General features: G+C 61.9%; 18 protein-coding genes. 12 read left to right on the forward strand and 6 right to left on the reverse strand.

The genetic code is table 11. The features are described 5' to 3' along the window. Positions 1–11 precede the first annotated feature (11 nt). On the forward strand, positions 12–899 hold the full coding sequence (locus tag Q0899_RS14600) for a TIM barrel protein (RefSeq protein WP_298295953.1): 888 nt from the start codon (positions 12–14) through the stop codon (positions 897–899). An 8-nt stretch (positions 900–907) separates the two neighbouring features. Next, positions 908–2065 (forward strand): Gfo/Idh/MocA family oxidoreductase, encoded by a 1158-nt coding sequence (locus Q0899_RS14605; RefSeq protein ID WP_298295200.1) that lies wholly within the window; start codon positions 908–910, stop codon positions 2063–2065. A gap of 66 nt (positions 2066–2131) precedes the next feature. Here Q0899_RS14605 and Q0899_RS14610 read toward each other — a convergent pair whose 3' ends face one another. Beyond that, positions 2132–3127 (reverse strand): LacI family DNA-binding transcriptional regulator, encoded by a 996-nt coding sequence (locus Q0899_RS14610; RefSeq protein ID WP_298295201.1) that lies wholly within the window; start codon positions 3125–3127, stop codon positions 2132–2134. Between the two features lie 34 nt (positions 3128–3161). On the opposite strand from Q0899_RS14610, the gene Q0899_RS14615 reads away from it, so the two are divergent. The 3 genes from Q0899_RS14615 to Q0899_RS14625 are packed head-to-tail and all read left to right on the forward strand — an operon-like array spanning position 3162 to position 5337. Beyond that, a complete protein-coding gene (locus Q0899_RS14615) occupies positions 3162–3584 on the forward strand; it encodes a hypothetical protein (RefSeq protein WP_299193714.1) in 423 nt (140 codons plus the stop codon). 8 nt (positions 3585–3592) lie between these two features. Continuing rightward, positions 3593–4624 carry a glycosyltransferase family 4 protein gene (locus Q0899_RS14620; protein WP_299193716.1) on the forward strand — a complete coding sequence of 344 codons (1032 nt, stop codon included), beginning with the start codon at positions 3593–3595 and terminating at the stop codon, positions 4622–4624. Beyond that, entirely contained in the window at positions 4621–5337 is a 717-nt protein-coding gene (locus Q0899_RS14625; protein ID WP_299193718.1) for a glycosyltransferase family 25 protein, read from the forward strand. Before Q0899_RS14620 ends, Q0899_RS14625 begins: the two co-directional genes overlap by 4 nt. Here the strand turns inward: Q0899_RS14625 and Q0899_RS14630 are convergent. Then, complete coding sequence (locus Q0899_RS14630) at positions 5334–8006, reverse strand: ATP-binding cassette domain-containing protein (RefSeq protein ID WP_299193720.1); 2673 nt, start codon at positions 8004–8006, stop codon at positions 5334–5336. The genes Q0899_RS14625 and Q0899_RS14630 overlap by 4 nt on opposite strands. 175 nt (positions 8007–8181) lie before the next feature. Between Q0899_RS14630 and Q0899_RS14635 the strand changes: the two genes are divergently transcribed. Together Q0899_RS14635 and Q0899_RS14640 are read left to right on the forward strand one after the other, a co-directional pair. Further along, positions 8182–9204: an aspartate-semialdehyde dehydrogenase gene (locus tag Q0899_RS14635; protein WP_299193722.1), complete on the forward strand. Its 1023-nt coding sequence runs from the start codon at positions 8182–8184 to the stop codon at positions 9202–9204. A 64-nt stretch (positions 9205–9268) separates the two neighbouring features. After that, positions 9269–10915, forward strand: a complete 1647-nt coding sequence (locus tag Q0899_RS14640) for a DUF4139 domain-containing protein (protein ID WP_299193724.1) — start codon at positions 9269–9271, stop codon at positions 10913–10915. 1 nt (position 10916) lies between these two features. Here the strand turns inward: Q0899_RS14640 and Q0899_RS14645 are convergent, their stop codons facing one another. Beyond that, the gene (locus Q0899_RS14645; RefSeq protein ID WP_298295214.1) at positions 10917–11639 is read right to left on the reverse strand and encodes a hypothetical protein; all 723 of its coding nucleotides are present in this window, start codon (positions 11637–11639) and stop codon (positions 10917–10919) included. A 119-nt stretch (positions 11640–11758) separates the two neighbouring features. Continuing rightward, entirely contained in the window at positions 11759–12406 is a 648-nt protein-coding gene (locus Q0899_RS14650; RefSeq protein ID WP_298295216.1) for a carbonic anhydrase, read from the reverse strand. A 164-nt stretch (positions 12407–12570) separates the two neighbouring features. Between Q0899_RS14650 and Q0899_RS14655 the strand changes: the two genes are divergently transcribed. From Q0899_RS14655 to Q0899_RS14675, 5 genes are all read left to right on the forward strand, one after another. After that, complete coding sequence (locus tag Q0899_RS14655) at positions 12571–12939, forward strand: hypothetical protein (protein ID WP_298295218.1); 369 nt, start codon at positions 12571–12573, stop codon at positions 12937–12939. A gap of 69 nt (positions 12940–13008) precedes the next feature. Then, on the forward strand, positions 13009–14394 hold the full coding sequence (locus Q0899_RS14660) for a M17 family metallopeptidase (protein ID WP_299193728.1): 1386 nt from the start codon (positions 13009–13011) through the stop codon (positions 14392–14394). Then, positions 14391–15218 (forward strand): C40 family peptidase, encoded by an 828-nt coding sequence (locus Q0899_RS14665; RefSeq protein ID WP_299193730.1) that lies wholly within the window; start codon positions 14391–14393, stop codon positions 15216–15218. Before Q0899_RS14660 ends, Q0899_RS14665 begins: the two co-directional genes overlap by 4 nt. Before the next feature lie 271 nt (positions 15219–15489). Further along, positions 15490–15924, forward strand: a complete 435-nt coding sequence (locus tag Q0899_RS14670; RefSeq protein ID WP_299193732.1) for a hypothetical protein — start codon at positions 15490–15492, stop codon at positions 15922–15924. A 52-nt stretch (positions 15925–15976) separates the two neighbouring features. Next, positions 15977–18214, forward strand: coding sequence for a M10 family metallopeptidase C-terminal domain-containing protein (locus tag Q0899_RS14675; RefSeq protein WP_299193734.1), 2238 nt, complete (start codon positions 15977–15979; stop codon positions 18212–18214). A gap of 60 nt (positions 18215–18274) precedes the next feature. Here Q0899_RS14675 and rfbA read toward each other — a convergent pair whose 3' ends face one another. Further along, positions 18275–19147, reverse strand: coding sequence for a glucose-1-phosphate thymidylyltransferase RfbA (gene rfbA / locus Q0899_RS14680; RefSeq protein ID WP_299193736.1), 873 nt, complete (start codon positions 19145–19147; stop codon positions 18275–18277). After that, entirely contained in the window at positions 19144–20010 is an 867-nt protein-coding gene (gene rfbD, locus Q0899_RS14685; RefSeq protein ID WP_299193738.1) for a dTDP-4-dehydrorhamnose reductase, read from the reverse strand. Before rfbD ends, rfbA begins: the two co-directional genes overlap by 4 nt. Positions 20011–20028 lie beyond the last annotated feature (18 nt).

A 20028-nucleotide genomic window follows, 5' to 3' on the forward strand; every position in this document is an offset into this window, starting at 1 on the left:
AAGACGAAAATATGATTAAAATTGGCAATGCGCCCTGCTCATGGGGTGTCGAGTTTGCGGATGACGCGCGCAATCCGACCTGGAAAACGGTCCTGAAGGAGAACGCGGATGCGGGCTATAAGGGCATCGAACTTGGCCCGGTTGGCTTCATGCCGGAGGAGGCTTCGACGCTGGCGGCTGAGCTGGCAGAGCATGACCAATCCCTGATTGGGGGCGTGGTGTTCCGGCCCTTCCATGACGCTGCGCAATGGGACGATGTGATGGATGGCGCGGTGCGCACCTGCAAGGCGCTGGTTGCTCATGGGGCGGAGCATCTGGTGCTGATCGATTCCATCTCGCCGCGCCGTGCGCCGACCGCTGGCCGCGCCGATGAAGCGGAGCAGATGGACAATGCGGAATGGTCTGCCTTCCGCGACCGCATCGCCACCATCGCCAAAATGGGCACCGAAGAATACGGCCTGACGGTGGGTATGCACGCCCATGCCGGCGGCTTCATTGACTTTGAGCCAGAGCTGGAGCGCCTGCTGGATGAGGTCGATGAAAGCATCATGAAGATCTGCTTTGACACCGGCCACCATTCCTATGCGGGCTACGATCCCGTGGCGTTCATGAAGCGCCATATCGACCGGATCAGCTATATGCATTTCAAGGATATTGACCCCGAGGTGAAGGCCAAGGTCGTGGCCAATCGCACCGACTTTTACGATGCGTGCGGGCAAGGCATTTTCTGTAATCTGGGCGATGGCGACGTGGATTTCCCAGCTGTCCGCCAAGTGCTTCTGGACAACAATTTCGAGGGGTGGTGCACGGTCGAACAGGACTGTGACCCGCTGCTTGATCCCGACCCGCTGGGCGACGCGAAGAAGAACCGCGCCTATCTGCAATCCATCGGTTTTTGAGGCCTGATATGACACGTTTGAACTGGGGTATGATTGGCGGGGGCGAAGGTTCTCAGATTGGTCCGGCGCACCGGTTGGGTGCCGGGCTGGACGGAGATTTCTCTTTTGTTGCAGGGGCTTTGGACCACAACCCGGATGCGGGCCGCGATTATGCGCAGCGATTGGGCGTCGCCCAGGACCGCGCTTATGGCGATTGGAAAGAAATGCTGGCGGGCGAAAGCGCGCGCGACGATCGCGTTGATCTGGTGACCGTCGCGACGCCAAATTCCACGCATTTCGAGATCACCAAAGCCTTCCTTGAAAAGGGCTTTCATGTGCTGTGCGAAAAGCCGATGACGATGACGGTCGAAGAGGGCGAAGAGATCGTCAAGATCGCCAAAGCCTCCGGCAAAATCTGTGCGGTGAATTACGGATATTCCGGCTATTCGCTGGTCCGCCATATGCGGGCGATGATTGCGCGCGGTGACCTTGGTGCGGTGCGTGTTGTGGTGGCAGAATTTTCGCATGGGCATCACGCAGACGCCGCGCAGGCCGACAATCCGCGCATTCGCTGGCGGTACGATCCGGCGCAAATGGGCGCGTCTGCGCAGTTCGCGGATTGCGGGATTCATGCGATGCATATGGCGTCATTTGTGACCGGCCAAGAGGTGGAAAAACTGTCGGCTGATTTCGCGTCCACAATTTCGAGCCGCGAGCTGGAAGACGACGCAATGGTCAATTTCCGGATGAATGGCGGGGCAGTCGGCAGGCTTTGGACGTCGGCGGTGGCCGTGGGCCGGATGCACGGATTGACCCTTCAGGTGTTCGGCGAAGAAGGCGGTTTGCGCTGGGCGCAGGAACAGCCGAACCAGCTGTATTGGACGCCGACAAATGGCCGCGTGCAGGTGATCGAACGCGGCGAGGCAGACCTGTCGCCCGAAGCGGATCGCGCGACGCGAGTGACCATTGGCCATGCCGAAGGGATGCCGCTGGCATTCGCCAACATCTATTCCGATCTGGCCGAAGTGATCCGTGCCGAGAAGGAAGGCCGTGCGGCTGATCCGGCGGCGACGCATTACCCCAAAGCAGTGGATGGGTTGCGGTCCATGGCGGCGGTGCACGCTTGCGTGGCATCGGCCAAGAAGGATGGCGAATGGGTTAACGCGGTCCCGCAATCGTTAATTTAAGCGGAAAAACCGGCGTACACACCGCGTACACAGGCTGTACACACCCTGTACCGACAGGCATCGCGTTTACCCTTTTCTGAGGGTGCTGCGTTCCACGATGTGGCAGGGGAACAATCTGGCCTCGGGGTAGCGCCCGGGGTCATCGAGCATGGCGACCACCAGCTCGATTGAGGAGGCAATGATCTGCTGGATCGGCTGGTGAATGGTGGTCAGGGAGATGTTGTCCCAGCCCGCCATCTCCATATCGTTGAGGCCAATCAGGCCGATATCTTGCGGCACCTTCAGCCCCGCGGATTGCATCGCGCTGAGCGCGCCGATGGACAGCACGTCATCGCCGCAGAAATACGCCTCCGCCGCGCCTTGCGTGATAAGGCGGGACATCTCGGCGCGGCCGGCATCGAAGCTGTAGGCATCTGCAAAGCTGTGGGTCTGGCTGACGCCGGACGCGTCGCGCACCACCTCGCGGAACCCGGCGAACCGGTCTTGGGTAGAGGTTGCCTGCTCAGGCCCGCCCATGAAGGCCAGCTTGCGGTAGCCGCGTTCGATCAGGGTGCGGGCGGCCATGCGCCCACATTCGACATTGTCGATACCCACCACATGCACATCGGGGCTGGTGGTGTGACGGCCGAAGGAGTTAACCACGGGAACGCCCGCGTCGCGGAACGATTTCGCAAAGCTGGGGGGCAGGGTGGAGGAGGCGACGATGACCCCGTCGACCGAGTATTGCCGCAGCATCTCGACCGCCTGGGCGCGGTCACTTTGTTGGGACAGGTTGACCAGAAGTGGCCTGAGCCCGCGTTGCTGCAACCCTTGGGTGAAGAGATCGAACACCTCCAGAAAGATCGGGTTGTGGAAGTTGTCGGAGACCAACCCGATTAGCTTGGTGCGCCCCGTGGTCAGCGAGGAGGCGAGCGCATTGGGGCGGTACCCCAGCTCGGTCGCGGCCTTTTGCACCTTTTTCCGAGTCTTGTCGGACACGGACGCGCCCTCGGTAAACGTGCGCGACACGGCAGAGCGCGACACGCCTGCGCGCAGGGCAACATCTTTGAGGGTAATCGCCATATGGCCCCGGTGTGACTGCAACAAACTGGCCCGCATGTTGCAATTCGTTGCAACCGATTGCAAGCTGCGTCGCATGGGATATGGCGAGGACAGTTTTTTCACCCTAAGCGTCGGTGGCCGGGTCGGGGTTGTCGCCATCTCGTTGATCTTATTTGCGCTTTGCGGGTGTGTTGTGTGGTTCGCGGGCGCCGGATTGGGCCGCGTCTGGCGCGTCTTGATCGCGTTGGCGGCGTTTTGGGGCTTCGTCTGGCTGTCGCCGCAGGCCTATTACATGTTCTATTTGCTGATTTTTGACGGGCTGCCGTTGCAATGGGTGGCCCGGCTGCCGGGGTTCGACCTTGTGGCCCGGCTATTGACCTTCACCGACCGCGCCACACTGTCTGACCACGGCAAGGGCGTGCTGGGCTGGGTGCTGATCGCGCTGGCCCTGTTGCGGCGGCGCGCGAAGGTGGATTAAGTGGCAGGATGCCTGAGCTGTACGTGACCAATTTCAACCGCAACTTCACCGGCGTTTCGGCGACGATTGCGGGGGTTGTGGCGGCGCAGGAATATGACCTGGCGTTGGTGGGCGAGGCGTTGCCGGGGGTCGCCGCGCCGGTGTCGAAGCGGCAGGCCCTTGCGATGTGCCGCGCCGCGCCGCAGGGGCGGGCGTTCTCCATCTGGCATGTGCGGCGCAACACCGAGATGCGGGCGGGGATCTGGGCGCGGGACGTGCTGCGGCGGCCTGTGAAGCTGGTGTTCACCAGCGCGGCGCAACGGCGGCATTCGGCGTTCCCGCGGTGGCTGATTTCAAAGATGGACGCGGTGATTGCGACGACGGACCGCGCGGCGGAGTTTGTGCCGCATGTGCGCGCGGTGGTGCCGCATGGGGTGGATACAGCGCGATTTGCGCCTTCGTCCGACCGCGACGCGGCTTGGTCGGCGCTGGGATATGGCGGCGCGCGGGGGGTGGCGTGCGTTGGGCGGATCAGGCCGGAGAAAGGCACCGACCGATTTGTGGACACGATGTTGGAGGTGTTGCCGAACGTGCCCGACGTGACGGCGCTTGTGATTGGGAAAGCAGGGTCCGGGGATCAGGCGTTTCTGGCGGGATTGAAAGCCAAGGTTGCGGAGGCGGGGCTGGCGGAGCGGTTGTTGTTTGTGGGCGAGATTGACGGCGCGGCGATGCCAGCGATGATGCGGGCACTGTCGCTGCTGGTGCCGCTGCCGCGATATGAGGGCTACGGGATGACGCCGCTGGAGGCGATGGCGTCCGCCACGCCGTTCGTGGCCAGTGACGCCGGATATTTCCGCGCCTTTTCGGCGCAGGGCAAGGCCGGGCTGGTGGTCGAGCCGGAGAACGCGGCGCAGGAGGTCAGCGCGTTGCTGTCCGCGCCCGAGCGGTTGGCGGAGATGTCGGCCTCGGCCCGGCGGGTGGCTTGTGATAGCTACGGGATCGAGACGGAGGCGGCGGGGATCGCGCGCGTCTATGAAGAGCTTTGGAGCGCCGGCGCATGAAGACATTTGTGATCCATCTAGAACGCGCGACCGCCCGCAAGGCGCAGGTCGACCATATTGTGGCGCATACGCCTGATGCCGAAATTCTGCCTGCCAGCGACGGCGCGGCGATGAGCGGCGCGGCGCGCGCCGCCATTTACCCCGGCCCCGCGCAGTTTTGGCCTGCCTACCCGTTTGAGTTGAGCCCTGGCGAGATTGGCTGTTTTGAAAGCCACAAAACGGCCTGGCAACAGATGGTGGAGGATGATTTGCCCCGCGCGTTGATTGTTGAAGATGACGTGCATATTGACGCGGCGGCCTTCGACGCTGCGCTGACCCTGGCCAAGCGGCATTCGGATGATTGGGGCTACATCCAGTTTCAGGTGCGAGACATCAAAGGGCCGTGCGAAGAACTGGCGCGGGACGGCAACGTGGCGCTGGTGCGGCCGGAGATCATCCCGCTTAGGACCTCCGCCCAGCTGGTCAGCCTTACCGCTGCCAAGGCCCTGCTGGCGGTGTCAGGCCAGATTGACCGACCCGTGGACGCCTTTTTGCAGATGCGGTGGCATACGGGTGTTGACGTGGCATGCGTGGTGCCATCCGGCGTGTCGGATCGCACGGCGGAGACCGGCGGCAGCACCTTGTCACAGAAGCGGGGCATTTGGCAGGAGCTGAAGGTCAGCGTGCCGCGGCTTTTGTACCGCCGCCGGATCAAGGCCTTGTCGCGGCGTTAGGTGTTCAGCAGCAACGAGGCCGCATGGGCATGCAGGTTGGCCTGCGCTTCGGCGGTGTGAAAATTGTGCTCGATCGCGTCGGCGCGGCTGGCATAGTCGTCTTCTGACATGGTGGCCAATGCGGCGGCGATATCGTCTGCGGATTGGCAGATGATCATCCCATCGGTGTCAAAATGGTCCGCAATATCGGGCGCGCCCCAATAGATCGGAACCGTCCGGCAGAGCGCGGCGTCGATCAGCTTTTCCGTGTAGTAGCCGTGCCCTTGTGTGTTCTCGATCACGACCGAGTAGCGGTAGGGCAGCAACCCGTCCGCCTTGTTGTCAAAGGCCTTATAGCCGCGCCCCATGATGTCCACGTCAAGCGACTTTTCGCGGATCAGATCGACAATGTCGTGGCGCAGTTTGTGGCCGGGTTGGTCTTTCTTCTTCGACGCAATGAGCGACGCCATATGTTGCTTGGGCGCGGGTTGCGCGGGCCAGGTGGTCAGCATCGTCGCCGCAGGCGCGAGGGCGCGGGCGTTGTTGATGGTGTCCAGCAGAACGGGGCTGTGGGTCAGGATGCGGTGGAACCGGCGGTGATGGCGTTTGGCCAATTTCAAGTGTTTGCCATGGATCGCCTCGGGCTCGAGTATCATCACCGATACGTTCGGCTTCAGCGTCGGGCGGGGCTGCCAATAGACCTGTTTGCGCGAGTAGATCAGCAAATGGTCGGCGCGATCCATGTCTGCCACGGTGCCGTGCTTCAACCGGGCGGGGCGGCCGAGCGGCCAATCGAGATCATCAAGCGCGATATTGGTCATCGTCCATTTGGGGCGGTTGTGATAGGGCAGCACGGCAACCGCCGGACCCGTTTGCGACGGCAAAACGGCGCGGGGTTTTGCCGGGGCGGGTTGGTCATCGGTGCGGAATTGCAGCCCGTGCAGATTGGCGTAGATGCCCTTTTTGGCCAGCAATTCATCATGGGTGCCGCGTTCCGCCAGCTCCCCCTGATCGAGCACGACAATCTGGTCGGCGTTGCGGATGGTTGAGAGCCGATGCGCGATGATCAGCGTGGTGCGGCCCTTGGCAAGCTTGTCCAGGGCGGTCTGCACGACCTTTTCCGATTCCGCGTCCAGGGCGGATGTCGCCTCGTCCAGCAGCAGGATCGGAGTGTTGCGCAGCAACGCGCGCGCGATTGCCACCCGCTGGCGCTGCCCCCCTGACAGGTTTGACCCGCGCGGGCCGACCTGCGTGTCCAACCCATCCGGCATGGATTTGAGGAAGTTGGTGACATTGGCCGCCTTCAGCACATCGGCCAATTGCGCATCCGTGACATCCGTGCGCCCAAGCAGGATGTTTTCGCGCAGCGTTTCATCGAACAACAGCGCGTCCTGAGAGACGACCGAGAACATGGACCGCAGCTGATCCAGCTTCAGATCCGCAATGTTGGTGCCGCCGATTTTGACGCTGCCGGTTTGCGCATCAATTAGCCGGGTCAGCACGTTGAACACGGTGCTTTTGCCGGCCCCCGATTGGCCCACCAGCGCGGTTGTGGTGCCTTTCGGGATGGTCAGGCTGAGGTTTTTCAGGACGGGCAGGTCGCCATAGGACAGGCTGACATCGTCAAAGGTGACGGTGCTGTCGGTGGGGATCGCCGTGCCGGGTTTGGCGGTGTCCTTGACCTCGGGCTTGGTGTCCATCAGCCCGAAGATACGCGAGAGGCTGGCCTGCATCACCTGCCAGTAGCCCGCCACATCCGCCAACCGGCGCAGCGGCTGGAACGCCAGCGACATGGCGGCGAAGAAGGACATGAATTGGCCGACGGTTTTCTCGCCTGACGCAATTTCCGGCCCGCCGAACAGCAGCACGCAGAAAAAGCCCAACCCCACGGCGACATCGACGAGCCCCGGCACGGTGGCCTGCCCCGCCACGGCCTTGACGGTGGAGCGGACCCATTGGCCCGACAGCTCGGCAAACCGGGTGTTCTGGTAGCTTTCCATCCGGTTGAGCTTGATCGGGGTGACGCCGTGGAAAATCTCGTCCAGCCGGGTGGTGCGTTTGCCGGCAATCTCGCGCAGCACGTGGCTTTTGCGCCGAATGTAGCGCTGCACGATGATCGATGGCAGCAACAGCACCGGCGCGCCGACCACCGCAATGGCGGCCCATTTCCAGTCGATGGAGATGGCCACGGCCATCAGCGAGATCAGCGAGATGAAGTCCCGCCCGGCCCCGGTGATGATGATGTTCCACAGCCCCTGAATGGCGGTGACGTCGCCCTGCACCCGCTCAATCAGCGCGCCGGGCGAGGTGCGGGAATGGAAGCCGTTGTCCAGATCCAGCGTGTGGCCGAGCAGCTCGATCTGCAGCTCGGTGGAGGCCAGATAGGACGTGCGGGTCATAATCACCCGCTGGAACAGCCCGCTAAACGCGCGCACCACGAAGAGCAGAAAAATCCCGAGGGCGACGTAGAAGGCGAGGTCCGACTTGCCCTCGACAAACACCACGTCGAACATCGGCTGCAGCATGTAGCTGAGGATGCCCAAGGTGCTGCCCTCGATGATCATCAGCCCCATCGCCAGGGCCAGCCACCAGATATGCTTGCGCAAATAGCCGCGCCAAAGCCGCCCGAACAGCTGCAGGGGCGTCTGGTCAGACACGATTTGTGCGGGGTCTACGGCCGGTGTTTGCACTGTTTGCTGCCTTTTTGCGGCGTCTGGGGCCGGTTTTGAGGTCACATTTAGCGTGAAAGCCCCCGTTGCGGCAAGCAGCAGCGGCTTTGGGCCTTTTAACCGCATCCACATGGGGGTATGCAGCCGCGTCCGCAAGGACTCATCAAACTTTAACCCTAAAAGGACCCTTAGGATCATGGGCTACAAAATCGCCGTCGTTGGCGCCACCGGTAACGTGGGCCGCGAAATGCTGAACATCCTGGCGGAACGCCAGTTTCCCGTAGACGAATTGGCCGCGCTCGCGTCGCGCCGTTCGCTTGGTACAGAAGTTAGCTTTGGCGATAAGACACTCACGACGAAGGACCTGGACACGTTCGACTTCACCGGCTGGGACATGGCGTTGTTTGCCGTTGGTTCCGAGGCCACGAAGAAATACGCGCCGAACGCCGCCAAGGCGGGCTGCGTGGTGATCGATAACTCGTCGCTTTATCGCTACGACCCGGACATCCCGCTGATCGTGCCGGAGGTGAACCCCGAGGCCGTGATGCAGTATTCCAACAAGAACATCATCGCGAACCCGAACTGTTCGACCGCGCAGATGGTGGTGGCGTTGAAGCCGCTGCATGACCGCGCGCGGATCAAACGCGTCGTTGTCAGCACCTACCAGTCCGTGTCGGGCGCCGGCAAAGACGGCATTGACGAGCTGTGGGACCAGACCAAGTCGATCTACAACCCGACCGACGACAAACCCGCCAAGAAATTCACCAAGCAGATCGCGTTCAACGTGATCCCGCATATTGATGTGTTCATGGATGACGGCTCTACCAAGGAAGAGTGGAAGATGGTCGCGGAGACGAAGAAGATCGTCGACAAAGACATCAAAGTGACGGCGACCTGCGTGCGGGTGCCGGTCTTTGTAGGGCACTCGGAAGCGGTCAACATCGAGTTCGAAGATTTCCTGGACGAAGACGAGGCGCGCGACATCCTGCGTGAGGCGCCGGGCGTCATGGTGATCGACAAGCGCGAAGACGGCGGCTACGTCACGCCGATTGAATGCGTGGGCGACTTTGCCACGTTCATCAGCCGCATCCGCCAGGATTCGACCATCGAGAATGGTTTGAACCTGTGGTGCGTGTCCGACAACCTGCGCAAAGGGGCCGCGTTGAATGCGGTGCAGATCGCAGAGCTGCTGGGCAACCGGGTGCTGAAGAAGGGCTAGCTTGCCTTCTTTGCAGACGCGTTAGAGACTGGGCCTCAGATCAAACCGATTTGAGGCCCTTTTCATGTTTAAGTCCGTTTTCCTGTCGTCCACCGTGCTGTGCGCGCTGCCGCTTTACGCCGCCGATTTTCAGGTCAATGCGCCGGTGACCGCCGCCACGGTGTACCCGCAGGGGGCCACGCTGACGCGGTCCATTGCCGTTGACATTCCCGCAGGATCGCACCGCATTCTGCTTCCGGTGCCGCCAGGGGCCGTTAGCGAAGGGCTGCCCCGGATCGAGGGGCTGGGTGCATTGAGCGTGGGTTCGATGGAATATCTGCCGGGCTTTGTGACAGACGCGGAAGCGGTGTTCAGTGATGCGCAAGCTGCGGCGCTAGCCGCCGTTGACGCCGCCGAGGACGCGTTGCAAGCGGCGCAGGACAAGGAGGCGGTATCGAAAGCCTCGATCGGCGCGATTTCGACGCGTATCTTGTTCTTGCAGTCTGTGTCTGCCGGGGCGCTGGATACATTGGACGCCGCCGCGCTGCTGGCCGTGGGCGATATGGTTTCTGAGGAGATTGAGAAAAGCTTTCTGGCGCAACAGGCCGCGATTGAAGCCGGGCGCGATGCCGAGGAGGCGGTTGCAGATGCGCGTAAGGTTTTGACGCAGGCGCAGCAAGATTTGGCGAGGCTGACCCCACCTGCGGGGCCGATCAACATGCTGGCCATCTCGGTCGATGCGCCGGAGCCGGTCGCGACCGATCTGAGCCTGAAGCATCTGATAGGCGGCGCCTATTGGCAGGCCAGCTATGATTTGGACCTGTTGCGCGACGCGAGTGAGCTGACGATGGCGCGCAAAGTTGTCGTCTCTCAGAGCACGGGCGAGTTGTGGTCTGATGTGGCGTTGACGCTGTCAACGGCAGACCCCTATGCGCAAGTTGACCCCAGCCGCGTAAATGCCCGCGGCGCGCAGATTGTGAAGCGGGAGCAGAAAGAGGTTTTTGCCTCTGCTGCGCCACGCTCTGACGGGATCAGCCGCATGGTGGCGGATGAGGCGTTTGTCGAAGAACCGGTCATCGCAGAACGCAGCGCAAGCGTGGTGATTGACGGGCTTTCGATCACCTATGACTACCCCGATCCCGTCAGCATTTCGCCCAATGACGGATTCTTGTCGCTGTCTCTGGGTGATTTCACCTTTGAGGCCGAGCTGTTCAACCAAGCTGCGCCGCGCTTTGACGACACGGCCTTCCTGATGGCGCGATTTACCAATGACCAGCCGGAGCCCATCTTGCCCGGCGTGGTGCAGCTTTACCGTGACGGCAGCTTTGTCAGCCGCTCGGAGATTGACTTGATACCGGCGGGGGACGAGGCGGTCCTGTCCTTTGGTGCGCTGGAAGGCCTGCGACTGGACTACAAGATATTGAACAACGACACCGGTGACCGCGGGCTGCTGAGCACGTCGAACACCCGAAAGCAGGGCATGGAGTTCACCGTGCAAAACCTGACATCGGAACCGGAAATGGTTGAAACGCTGTTTGCGATGCCGTTCACCGAACAGGAAGACCTGGTTTTGCAGGTGTCCACGCAGCCCAACCCCGACGAGACGGATGTCGAGAAACGCCGCGGCGTTGGAAAATGGCTGCTGGAGGTCGCCCCCGGCGAAACCAAGACCGTCACGATGAGCGTGAACCTGTCATGGCCGGAGGGGCAGGACCTGATCTGGCGGCCCTGATCTAGCCTGCGAAGTCATCGTAGCCGGGCAGCGTGTCCGGGTTCGGCAAATCGTCATCCGGAACGGTCCCCGGATCGGCGGCCGGTTCCGGGTCGGGGTTCAGCAGATCAACATGTTCCGCGCGGGCGGCAATATCGAATTCCGTCATATCGGGCGGCATGCTGTCGGCATCGTAGGAAAAGTCGAAATGGTCTTTCGCCTGCGGATCCAACGCCTCCGCCTCAAACATCTGCCGGATCACCCCCGACACCGACACACCGGGCATATTTTCCAGCTGGATCGTGAAGGTGTTGCCGGCGTCGGCCCCCTCCAGCACATTGTAGTCCGCGCCTTTCAGCATGTTGTTGGCGGCCGCGATGCTTCGAAAATCGGGCAAGCCCGCCTGTCCGATGGCAAACAGGAAATCCTGCCATCCATCCGTGTCCGAATAGGCGACGTTGAACACCCGTGACGTTTCGGTTGTGCCGTCCTCATGGGTCCAGGTGGCATTGAACATCTCAATCCGGTCGGGCAACACCCCGTCATTCAGGTGCAGCCCGTTCAACAGCAGGTTGTAATTGGCAAGCGAGACCTCCGCCGAGGTGGGCCCGTCCGAGAGGTAGCGCACATCAAGCGTGGCCTCCCCCAACGGCGCGACGAATTGGAGCTCCGCCAATTTCGTTTCCGCGACCTGATTGCCCAGATCCGACCGAATTTCGTAACCGTTTACCGTAAACGTTGCCATGCGACGCACCTTTTACCATCTGCCCCCTTGGCCTAGGGCAGACGCGCTACCTGATGGTTAAGGCGGTAGCATATGATGCGCGCAATTTGGTTCGAATTGGCCGGATTTTGAGGGACGGGTCAGATTCGCTGGAAGCCGGTCTCCTCGGTGTAATGCTCCAAGCTGCCCTCGCCGGTATCAGTCCACAGCCCGTGCAGGCTGAGATGCCCGCTCTCGATGGCGGACGCGACAAAGGGGAAATTCGACAGATTTTCGAGCGACACCAACACCGCCTGCTTTTCCAGCGCGCGTTTGCGCTCTGCCTCGTCCGCGATGTCTTTGACCCGCTCGTAACCCGGGCGCAGAATTTCGATCCAGCGGCCGATGAAGCTGGTGTCCTTCTCCAGCTCCGGGGCTTTACCCGCGCACATGTCATGGCAACCTGCCGCGCCGCCGCAGTTGGAATGGCCCAGCACGATAATATGCGCCACTTTCAAAGCGTTAACGGCATATTCCACGGCGGCAGACGTGCCGTGGTGGTTGGAATCCGGCAGATAGGGCGGCACCAGGTTGGCGATGTTGCGGTGGATGAAAAACTCGCCCTGCTCGGCCCCGAAGATCGAGGTCACATGCACCCGGCTGTCGCAGCATGAAATGACCATGGCGCGGGGGTTCTGCCCTTCCTCGGCCAAGCGGCGGTACCACGGCTCATTGTCGGCATAGGTGGTGGCTTTCCACCCCTGGTAGCGTTGGATCAAATAGGCAGGCAGCGGCTTGGCAATGGGCATGTTTGCATCCAGTCGTATTGTGTCAGTGGTGCGTAGCTACGTAAGAATTGTCAGGAATTCGAGGGAAAATGACATTCCGGAGCAAGACTTTCTTCATCTGACGCCTGCATGACCAAACCATTCTTGAGCGAGGGGCGCTGAAAGGGGTTTGAGTGGAACAGCCAATGGAATTACGCTTTTGCGAACCTGTATCGGTCGATGGCGACCGCTTGGTCGAACTGTGCGTCAAAATGGGGGAGACGCGAGCCGAAGAGATGATTGCCCTCTCGGTCGACAACCTGTGGCGCGGCATGGAAACGCTGCGCGCCGCCTATGAGGCGCACCAATGGAAGGACGTCATCGAGCAAAGCGGCGGCATGTCCAAGATTGCGGAAAACCTGGGCCTGACCCTGTTTGCCCGCGTGGCGCGTGATGTCGCTGCCTGCGCCGACCGCTCAGACGGGCCGGCGCTCAGCGCGAGCATTTGCAGACTGCACCGCATCGCGGACAGTTCCATCAATTCGGTCTGGGAACTGTGCGATATCAGCGTGTAACCCGACCATGAGACCTTGCGGATCGGCGCAGGGCGGCTAGGCTGCCGGGGAGTTTGACAGGACCCCCCGATGCTGACCTTTGCCCCGCCGACCCCCGACGCCATCCCGTTGCACGTTCTGGAATCCGACACGATTGATGCGTGGCTGGGCGGGCAGCCAGATCACGTCGCCGATTGGGTTTTGACCATGGGGTTCAAGGCGAATGCCGGGCAGACCTGCGTGGTCCCCGCCAAAGACCAAAGCGGGATTGCGATGGTGCTGGCGGGCATCGGCAACGCTTCGGCGCAGCGTCGAAGCCGGTTCACGCTGGCAAGCGCTGCCGCACAATTGCCGGCAGGGACGTACAGCATCGCGTCACATCACAGCGCGGAGGTTTTGCGGGAGCACGCGCTGGGCTGGCTGCTGTCGCAGTATAGTTTTGAACGCTACAAGGCATCACCCCCCCATCAGGCGCAGCTGGTCTGCCCCGACGGTGTGGACGCCGCAACCACCCAACATATCGCCAATGGCGAGGCGCTGACCCGTGACCTGATCAACACGCCAGCCAGCGACATGGGCCCCGACGCGTTGGAAGAGGCCGCCCGCGATCTGGCAACGCAGCATGGGGCCTCGATCTCGGTTACCAAAGGTGATGCCCTGCTGACCGACAACTTCCCGATGATCCATGCGGTGGGCCGCGCCTCGGACGAGGCGCCGCGGCTGGTCGACCTGTCCTGGGGCGACAGCGGGCCGACATTGGTGCTGGTCGGCAAAGGAGTGTGCTTTGACACGGGCGGATTGAACATCAAGCCCGGGTCCTCGATGGGATTGATGAAAAAGGATATGGGGGGATCAGCCGCCGTTTTGGGGTTGGCCCAGATGATCATGGCAAGCGGGATGGCCGTGCGGCTTCGTGTGCTGATCCCTGCGGTGGAAAACGCCATCGACGGCTCGGCCTACCGTCCACAGGACATCCTGACCTCGCGCAAGGGTCTGACCGTGGAAATCAACAACACGGACGCCGAAGGGCGGCTGGTGCTGGCTGACGCTTTGGCCTTGGCGGATGAAACCCCGCCTGACCTGATGATCTGCATGGCGACCCTGACCGGCGCGGCCCGCGTGGCCGTCGGGCCCGACCTTGCGCCGTTCTTCACCGATGACGACCAATTCGCGGCATCGTTGGAGGGGGCTGCGCGCGTCGCGCGGGACCCGGTCTGGCGGATGCCGCTTCACGACCCTTATGAGGCGATGATCGAGCCGGGGATTGCCGATTTGGACAACGCGCCGAAAGGCGGGTTTGGCGGGTCGATCACCGCCGCGCTGTTCCTGCGTCGATTTGTGGAACATACAGACCGGTTCGCCCATTTCGACATTTACGGCTGGCAACCCGCCGCGGCGCCCGCGCGCCCGAAGGGGGGTGTGGGTCAGGCCACCCGCGCCATTTTCGAGGCCCTGCCGGAAGCGCTGAACCTGTGAAAGACCAACGCCTGACACCCGCAAATGAACGGGTTGCCGCGTCCTTCCTGAAGGGCCAGGTGGACGCGCCCCGCTATGTAGACGGCCTCAACCGGCATTGCGGCGCGGCCGCCGCCGACATGGTCAAGGTGCCGGGCGGTTCGCGTATTTCCCAGCTGGTCCATGGAGACGCGTTTCTGGCGTTGGAGGACCGTGACGGATTTGCGTTCGGCCAAAGCCAGCATGACGGGTATTGCGGCTACGTGCGGAGCAGTGATTTGGCCGACGCAGTGGAGCAGACGCATTGGGTCGCCGTCCCGCAGACCCATACCTACCCCGACGCGGATATGAAGCTGATCCAAAGCGGCGCGTTGTATTTCGGGTCGCGTGTCTGCGTTGACGGGACGCAAGGCCGGTGGAGCAGGTTGCGTTCCGGCACCTATGTGCCGAGCGCGCATTTGCGCCCGTTGGGGGACTGGATGACCGACCCGGCCGAAGCTGCGGCCCAATTTTTGGGCACCCCCTACCTTTGGGGCGGCGGCACGCGCGCGGGCATCGACTGTTCAGGGCTGGTTCAGGCCGCCTGGCGCGCCTGCGGGCTGGACTGCCCGCGTGACAGCGACATGCAAGAAGCCCAGCTTGGCCGCGCGCTGCGGGCCGCGGAAGCCCCTGCGCGCGGCGATTTGGTGTTCTGGTCCGGGCATGTGGGCATTGTCACCGCAACCAACATGCTGTTGCACGCCAACGCCTTCCACATGTCGACCGTCTACGAACCCCTGGACGCCGCAATCGCCCGAATCGAGGCGGCGGGCAACGGCCCTGTGACTTCGATCAGGCGGGTCTGACACCGCGCGCGGATTTCTCCCTCGGAGCAGTGTCGCGGCGCAGCGCGACCGCTTTAGGACACCGGAATGGCTGCATATTCGGCGATAACCGGCCTGTACGCTCAATTCTATTGGTCATATTAACGCCAAATTTGCGTTGTTTAACGCGATTTAACGTATTTGACCCGACGAACGGGTTGCCTAGATGGGGTGGCAACTTGATACTTGGGTTATGCAACGACCGGTCAATTCTGCAGCGCCGTCAAGGTTGGCGCACCAAGGGGTTCGGAAGATGAAAGAAACTTGGGCAAAGCGCCTTTCCGTCTTGGCGATGGGGGGCCTCGTGATGGCGGCGCCCGGCGCCGACGGCGCAAGCGCTCGCAGCCCCGACCGCAGCGTCGTCAGGCTGAGCTGCCCCGACGTGGGCGGCAAGGCGCTGTGCGACGCGATGGAGCAGGCCATCGCCTTTTCTGCGCCCGGCAAAGTCATCCGCCGCGTGGCCCGCGGCGACGAACAGCCCGCTGCAACCGGAGACGTCGGCGTGTCCTTCGTGATCACCGACCACAACGCGTCGCAGGTCAGCGCCCGGCTGGACCTTCACCTGCCCGGAGCCGCCGCCAAAAAGAGCGGCCCGGATGTGAATATGAACCTGTCCCTCGAGGACACCCGCAAGCTGGCGGAGGCGCTGATTGCGTCCTCCCCACATGTCACCTCGGCCCTTCGATGATTACGCGTGCCGACCCCACACCAATATTTTAGCGATTAAGTGAGATAAGCTAGTGCCAGATAACACATTATTCCGCGGCCACCTTGATGGCTCCCACCCACCTGATTGCGACTGTGGTTGCCAGGATCATGAAGGTGGCGGTCACGACCACGCCCGTTTCTTTGAAGGGGTCGATGCGCCCGCAAATGCCACGACGCCCTACGCCATCGGCGTTGGCGACACGTTTGTCGGCACGTTGTCATCTGCGGGCGAAGCCGACTTCGTCAGAGTTCAACTGGTGGCGGGTGAGACTTATGTGTTCGAACTGTCTGGACAGGGGAGCGGGGATGGCACGCTGGAAGACCCCTATTTGTACCTGCTGGATTCGTCGGGCGTGTCCATTGTCGCACAAGACGACGACGACGGCCCGGGCCGCGATTCAACGATCACGTTCACCGCAACCACGAGCGGGACCTACTACTTGGTCGCTGACGCCTATATCCCCACGACCGGCCCGCTATACACCGGCACTTATGAGCTGTCGATGGACACCACCACGCCGCCGCCACCACCCGAGGTCGGGACGCTGGATGAACTGGCCGCATTCCTGACGGATGGCTATTGGGGCGCTCGTGGGGGCCGCGCTTGGGACACATCGACCAGCAATCAGATCACCGTCAACATCACGGCGCTAACTGCCGAGGGCCAACAGCTTGCCCGTTGGGCCTTTGAGGCCTGGGAGATGGTCGCAAATATCGAATTTGTCGAGGTCTTCGGCACTGCCGACATGACCTTTGACGATAACCAGTCGGGCGCATTTGCATCTACAGTAGCCCAGAACGGTGTGTCGCAGTCCTCCACGATCAACGTTTCGACCGCGTGGCTTGCCCAGTACGGGACGTCAATCGACAGCTACTCCTTCTCGACCTATGTGCACGAGATCGGCCATGCGTTGGGCTTGGGTCACCAGGGTGCCTACAATGGCAGCGCGACTTACGGCACGGACGAGACTTTCGTAAACGACAGCTATCTGGTCTCCGTCATGTCCTATTTCAGCCAGACGCAAAACACGTCTGTGCAGGGTAGCTACGGTGAGCCAATCACTGCGATGATGGCTGACCTGGTTGCGATCCAGAACCTGTACGGGGCACCTGACGCGTCCACGTCGGTCACCGCTGGCGACACGACATGGGGCGCTAATTCGAACCTCGGCAACTACCTGGAAACCTATTGGGACATCGCGCTGACCTCGGCGACAAACACGGCGGTGGACAATGGTTCGTCCACCGTTTTCACGATCTACGATGTGAGCGGGACGGACACGGTCGATATCTCGTTTAGCTCGGTGGCCAACCGGATTGACCTGAACGAGATGGCCTATTCCGACATCGATGGTGGCGTGAACAACGTGGCCATCGGGCGCGGCGTGACGATCGAAAACGCAATCGGCGGCTCCGGCGATGACGAAATAACCGGCAACCGCGCGGGCAACGAAATTCACGGCGGGGGCGGCAACGATACCATCCTTGGTGGCGTTGGTTTCGACACGCTGTATGGCGATGCCGGCAATGACTTCCTTGATGGCGGGTCTTTCGCGGATCAGCTGTATGGCGGCACCGGCAATGACACGCTGCTGGGCGGCGAAGGGTTCGACAACCTGTATGGCGAGGACGGCAATGACCTGCTGCTGGGCGGAGCAAGCGCTGACCGGCTGTTTGGCGGCGACGGCGATGACACGCTGCGCGCAGGCACCAACTTCGGCAGCTCGGTGGACGGGCTGGTCGGCGGCGCAGGCAATGACCGGCTGTATGGTGAAGGCGGCTTTGACACGCTGAGCGGTGGCACCGGCAATGACTACCTCAATGGTGGTGCGCAGGCCGACAACCTGTTCGGCGAAACAGGCGCTGATATCCTTCTGGGAGGCGCGGGTTTTGACCGGCTGTTTGGCGGCGTCGGCAATGACAACCTGGACGGCGGCGAGGGCACGGATTCGCTTTATGGCGGCGCCGGGTTCGACATCCTGAACGGCGGTACCGGCAACGATTTGCTGGTGGGCAACTTCAACGCCGATACCTTTGTCTTCGACAATGGGCACGGCCAGGACATCATTCGCGACTTCGACGCCTTGAGCGCGGCGGAGCGCATTGATTTCTCGAACCTGTCCTCGATGAACAATTTCGGCCAGGTCCAAGGGGCCATGTCGACGGTAAATGGCGGCGCAGATGTGCTGATCGACACCGGCGGCGGCAATTCGATCCTGCTGGAAGGTGTGTCCATTGGAGATCTGGACGCCTCTGACTTCATCTTCTGATCTGAAGACCGAAATACATTCAATCGGCGGCGTATGGTGTGGACCTTGCGCCGCCGTTTTCTATTTCAGCAAGTCGCGCAGATATTTGCCGTAATCGTTCTTGCTGAATTGCTCCGCACGGGCCAGCAGGTCGGCGTCACTGATCCAGCCCAGCTCATGCGCGATTTCTTCAAGGCACCCGGTTTGCTGCGCCTGACGTTTGGTTAGCGTGCGCACGAAATTTCCCGCATCCAGCAAGGACCCATGCGTGCCGGTGTCGAGCCAGGCATAGCCGCGCCCCATACGGTTTACCGTCAACTTGCCCATTTGCAGATACATCTCCAGAAGTGACGTTATCTCCAACTCTCCTCGCTCGGAGGGAACAACCTGCTTGGCGAGCGCTGGCGCGTCGCCGTCGAGAAAGTAAAGGCCCGTCACAGCGTAGTTTGACGGCGGCACCTTCGGCTTTTCGATGATACTTTGCGCCGTCCCGTCGTCATCAAACGCGACCACGCCGTACCGTTCCGGGTCAGCCACGTGGTAGCCGAAAATTGTGCCACCATCGCTGCGGGCATCCGCTTCGGCCAGCAGCTCGGGCAGCCCGTGGCCGAAAAATATGTTGTCCCCCAGCACCAGCGCCGAGGGCGCGCCTGCCAGAAACTCTTCGGCCAGCAGATAGGCCTGCGCCAGCCCGTCGGGGCTTTCCTGCACCAGATAGGTGAAGGACACCCCCCACTGGCTTCCGTCGCCAAGGGTGCGCACGAACTGGTCCTGATCATGCGGGGTGGTGATGATCGCGATCTCGCGAATGCCCGCCAACATAAGCACCGAGATCGGGTAGTAGATCATCGGCTTGTCATAGACCGGCAGAAGCTGCTTGGAGACGCCCATCGTGATCGGAAAGAGCCGCGTACCGGACCCCCCGGCCAGAATGATACCTTTGCGTTGCTTCATTTGAGGGCTCCGAGTTCTGACAGGATTTGGCCAAGGGATGCGCGCCAATCCGGCCGCGAAATGGCGAAAGTGCTTTGGGTGCTGGTGCAATCCAGCCGCGAATTCAGCGGCCGGGTGGCAGGGGTCGGGTAATCTTCGCTGGGAATGTCCACGACCTCGGTGTTCAGGCCGGATTGCGCAAATATCTGGCGGGCAAAATCCGCCCAGCTTACATCTGGCGCCCCGGCGAAGTGATAGGTTCCGGCCTTGCCGGGGTCCGCGGCCAGCTGGGCCGCAATGTTGAGGCAGGCGGTTGCGATCTCTCGTGCGCCGGTGGGGCCGCCGACCTGATCGGCGACGATGGTCAACCGGTCGCGTTCCGCACCGAGGCGCAGCATGGTTTTGACGAAGTTATTGCCATGGGCCGAGACCACCCAACTGGTCCGCAATATCGCATGCGTAGCGCCGGAGGCGCGGATTGCGGCTTCTCCCGCCAGTTTGGTGCGGCCATAGGCGCTGAGTGGCGCGGTGGGCGCGTCAGGCGCCCGCGGGGCTTGGCCCTTGCCTTCAAAGACGTAGTCGGTCGACAGATGGACCATGGGGATGCCCAACTCGGCGCAGGCTGTTGCCATTGCGCCGGGGGCGTCCCCGTTCACCCGCTGTGCGTTCGCTTCATCGCCTTCCGCCTGATCAACCGCAGTGTAGGCCGCGGCATTGATGACGGCGGAGGGTGCGTGCGTTCTGACCGCGGCGTTGCAGGCGTCAGGATTGGACAGATCCACCTCTTCGCGGCCGAGGAAGATCGCATCGGGCGCAAGGCCGCGCAACTCGGTCGCGACTTGCCCAGTCTTGCCGAACACCAGAAGGGTCTTAGGGTTGCTCATATCGATCTACAATTATCA

It is taken from the genome of uncultured Litoreibacter sp. (assembly GCF_947501785.1).
In the GTDB taxonomy this organism is placed as follows: Bacteria; Pseudomonadota; Alphaproteobacteria; order Rhodobacterales; family Rhodobacteraceae; genus Litoreibacter.

What these genes read in the sequence shown, in the direction of transcription:
- Q0899_RS14600 (WP_298295953.1), top strand. Translation starts at nt 12, where the DNA reads ATGATTAAAATTGGCAATGCGCCCTGCTCATGGGGTGTCGAGTTTGCG.
- Q0899_RS14605 (WP_298295200.1), top strand. Translation starts at nt 908, where the DNA reads ATGACACGTTTGAACTGGGGTATGATTGGCGGGGGCGAAGGTTCTCAG.
- Q0899_RS14610 (WP_298295201.1), bottom strand. Translation starts at nt 3,127, where the DNA reads ATGGCGATTACCCTCAAAGATGTTGCCCTGCGCGCAGGCGTGTCGCGC.
- Q0899_RS14615 (WP_299193714.1), top strand. Translation starts at nt 3,162, where the DNA reads ATGTTGCAATTCGTTGCAACCGATTGCAAGCTGCGTCGCATGGGATAT.
- Q0899_RS14620 (WP_299193716.1), top strand. Translation starts at nt 3,593, where the DNA reads ATGCCTGAGCTGTACGTGACCAATTTCAACCGCAACTTCACCGGCGTT.
- Q0899_RS14625 (WP_299193718.1), top strand. Translation starts at nt 4,621, where the DNA reads ATGAAGACATTTGTGATCCATCTAGAACGCGCGACCGCCCGCAAGGCG.
- Q0899_RS14635 (WP_299193722.1), top strand. Translation starts at nt 8,182, where the DNA reads ATGGGCTACAAAATCGCCGTCGTTGGCGCCACCGGTAACGTGGGCCGC.
- Q0899_RS14640 (WP_299193724.1), top strand. Translation starts at nt 9,269, where the DNA reads ATGTTTAAGTCCGTTTTCCTGTCGTCCACCGTGCTGTGCGCGCTGCCG.
- Q0899_RS14645 (WP_298295214.1), bottom strand. Translation starts at nt 11,639, where the DNA reads ATGGCAACGTTTACGGTAAACGGTTACGAAATTCGGTCGGATCTGGGC.
- Q0899_RS14650 (WP_298295216.1), bottom strand. Translation starts at nt 12,406, where the DNA reads ATGCCCATTGCCAAGCCGCTGCCTGCCTATTTGATCCAACGCTACCAG.
- Q0899_RS14655 (WP_298295218.1), top strand. Translation starts at nt 12,571, where the DNA reads ATGGAATTACGCTTTTGCGAACCTGTATCGGTCGATGGCGACCGCTTG.
- Q0899_RS14660 (WP_299193728.1), top strand. Translation starts at nt 13,009, where the DNA reads ATGCTGACCTTTGCCCCGCCGACCCCCGACGCCATCCCGTTGCACGTT.
- Q0899_RS14670 (WP_299193732.1), top strand. Translation starts at nt 15,490, where the DNA reads ATGAAAGAAACTTGGGCAAAGCGCCTTTCCGTCTTGGCGATGGGGGGC.
- rfbA (WP_299193736.1), bottom strand. Translation starts at nt 19,147, where the DNA reads ATGAAGCAACGCAAAGGTATCATTCTGGCCGGGGGGTCCGGTACGCGG.
- rfbD (WP_299193738.1), bottom strand. Translation starts at nt 20,010, where the DNA reads ATGAGCAACCCTAAGACCCTTCTGGTGTTCGGCAAGACTGGGCAAGTC.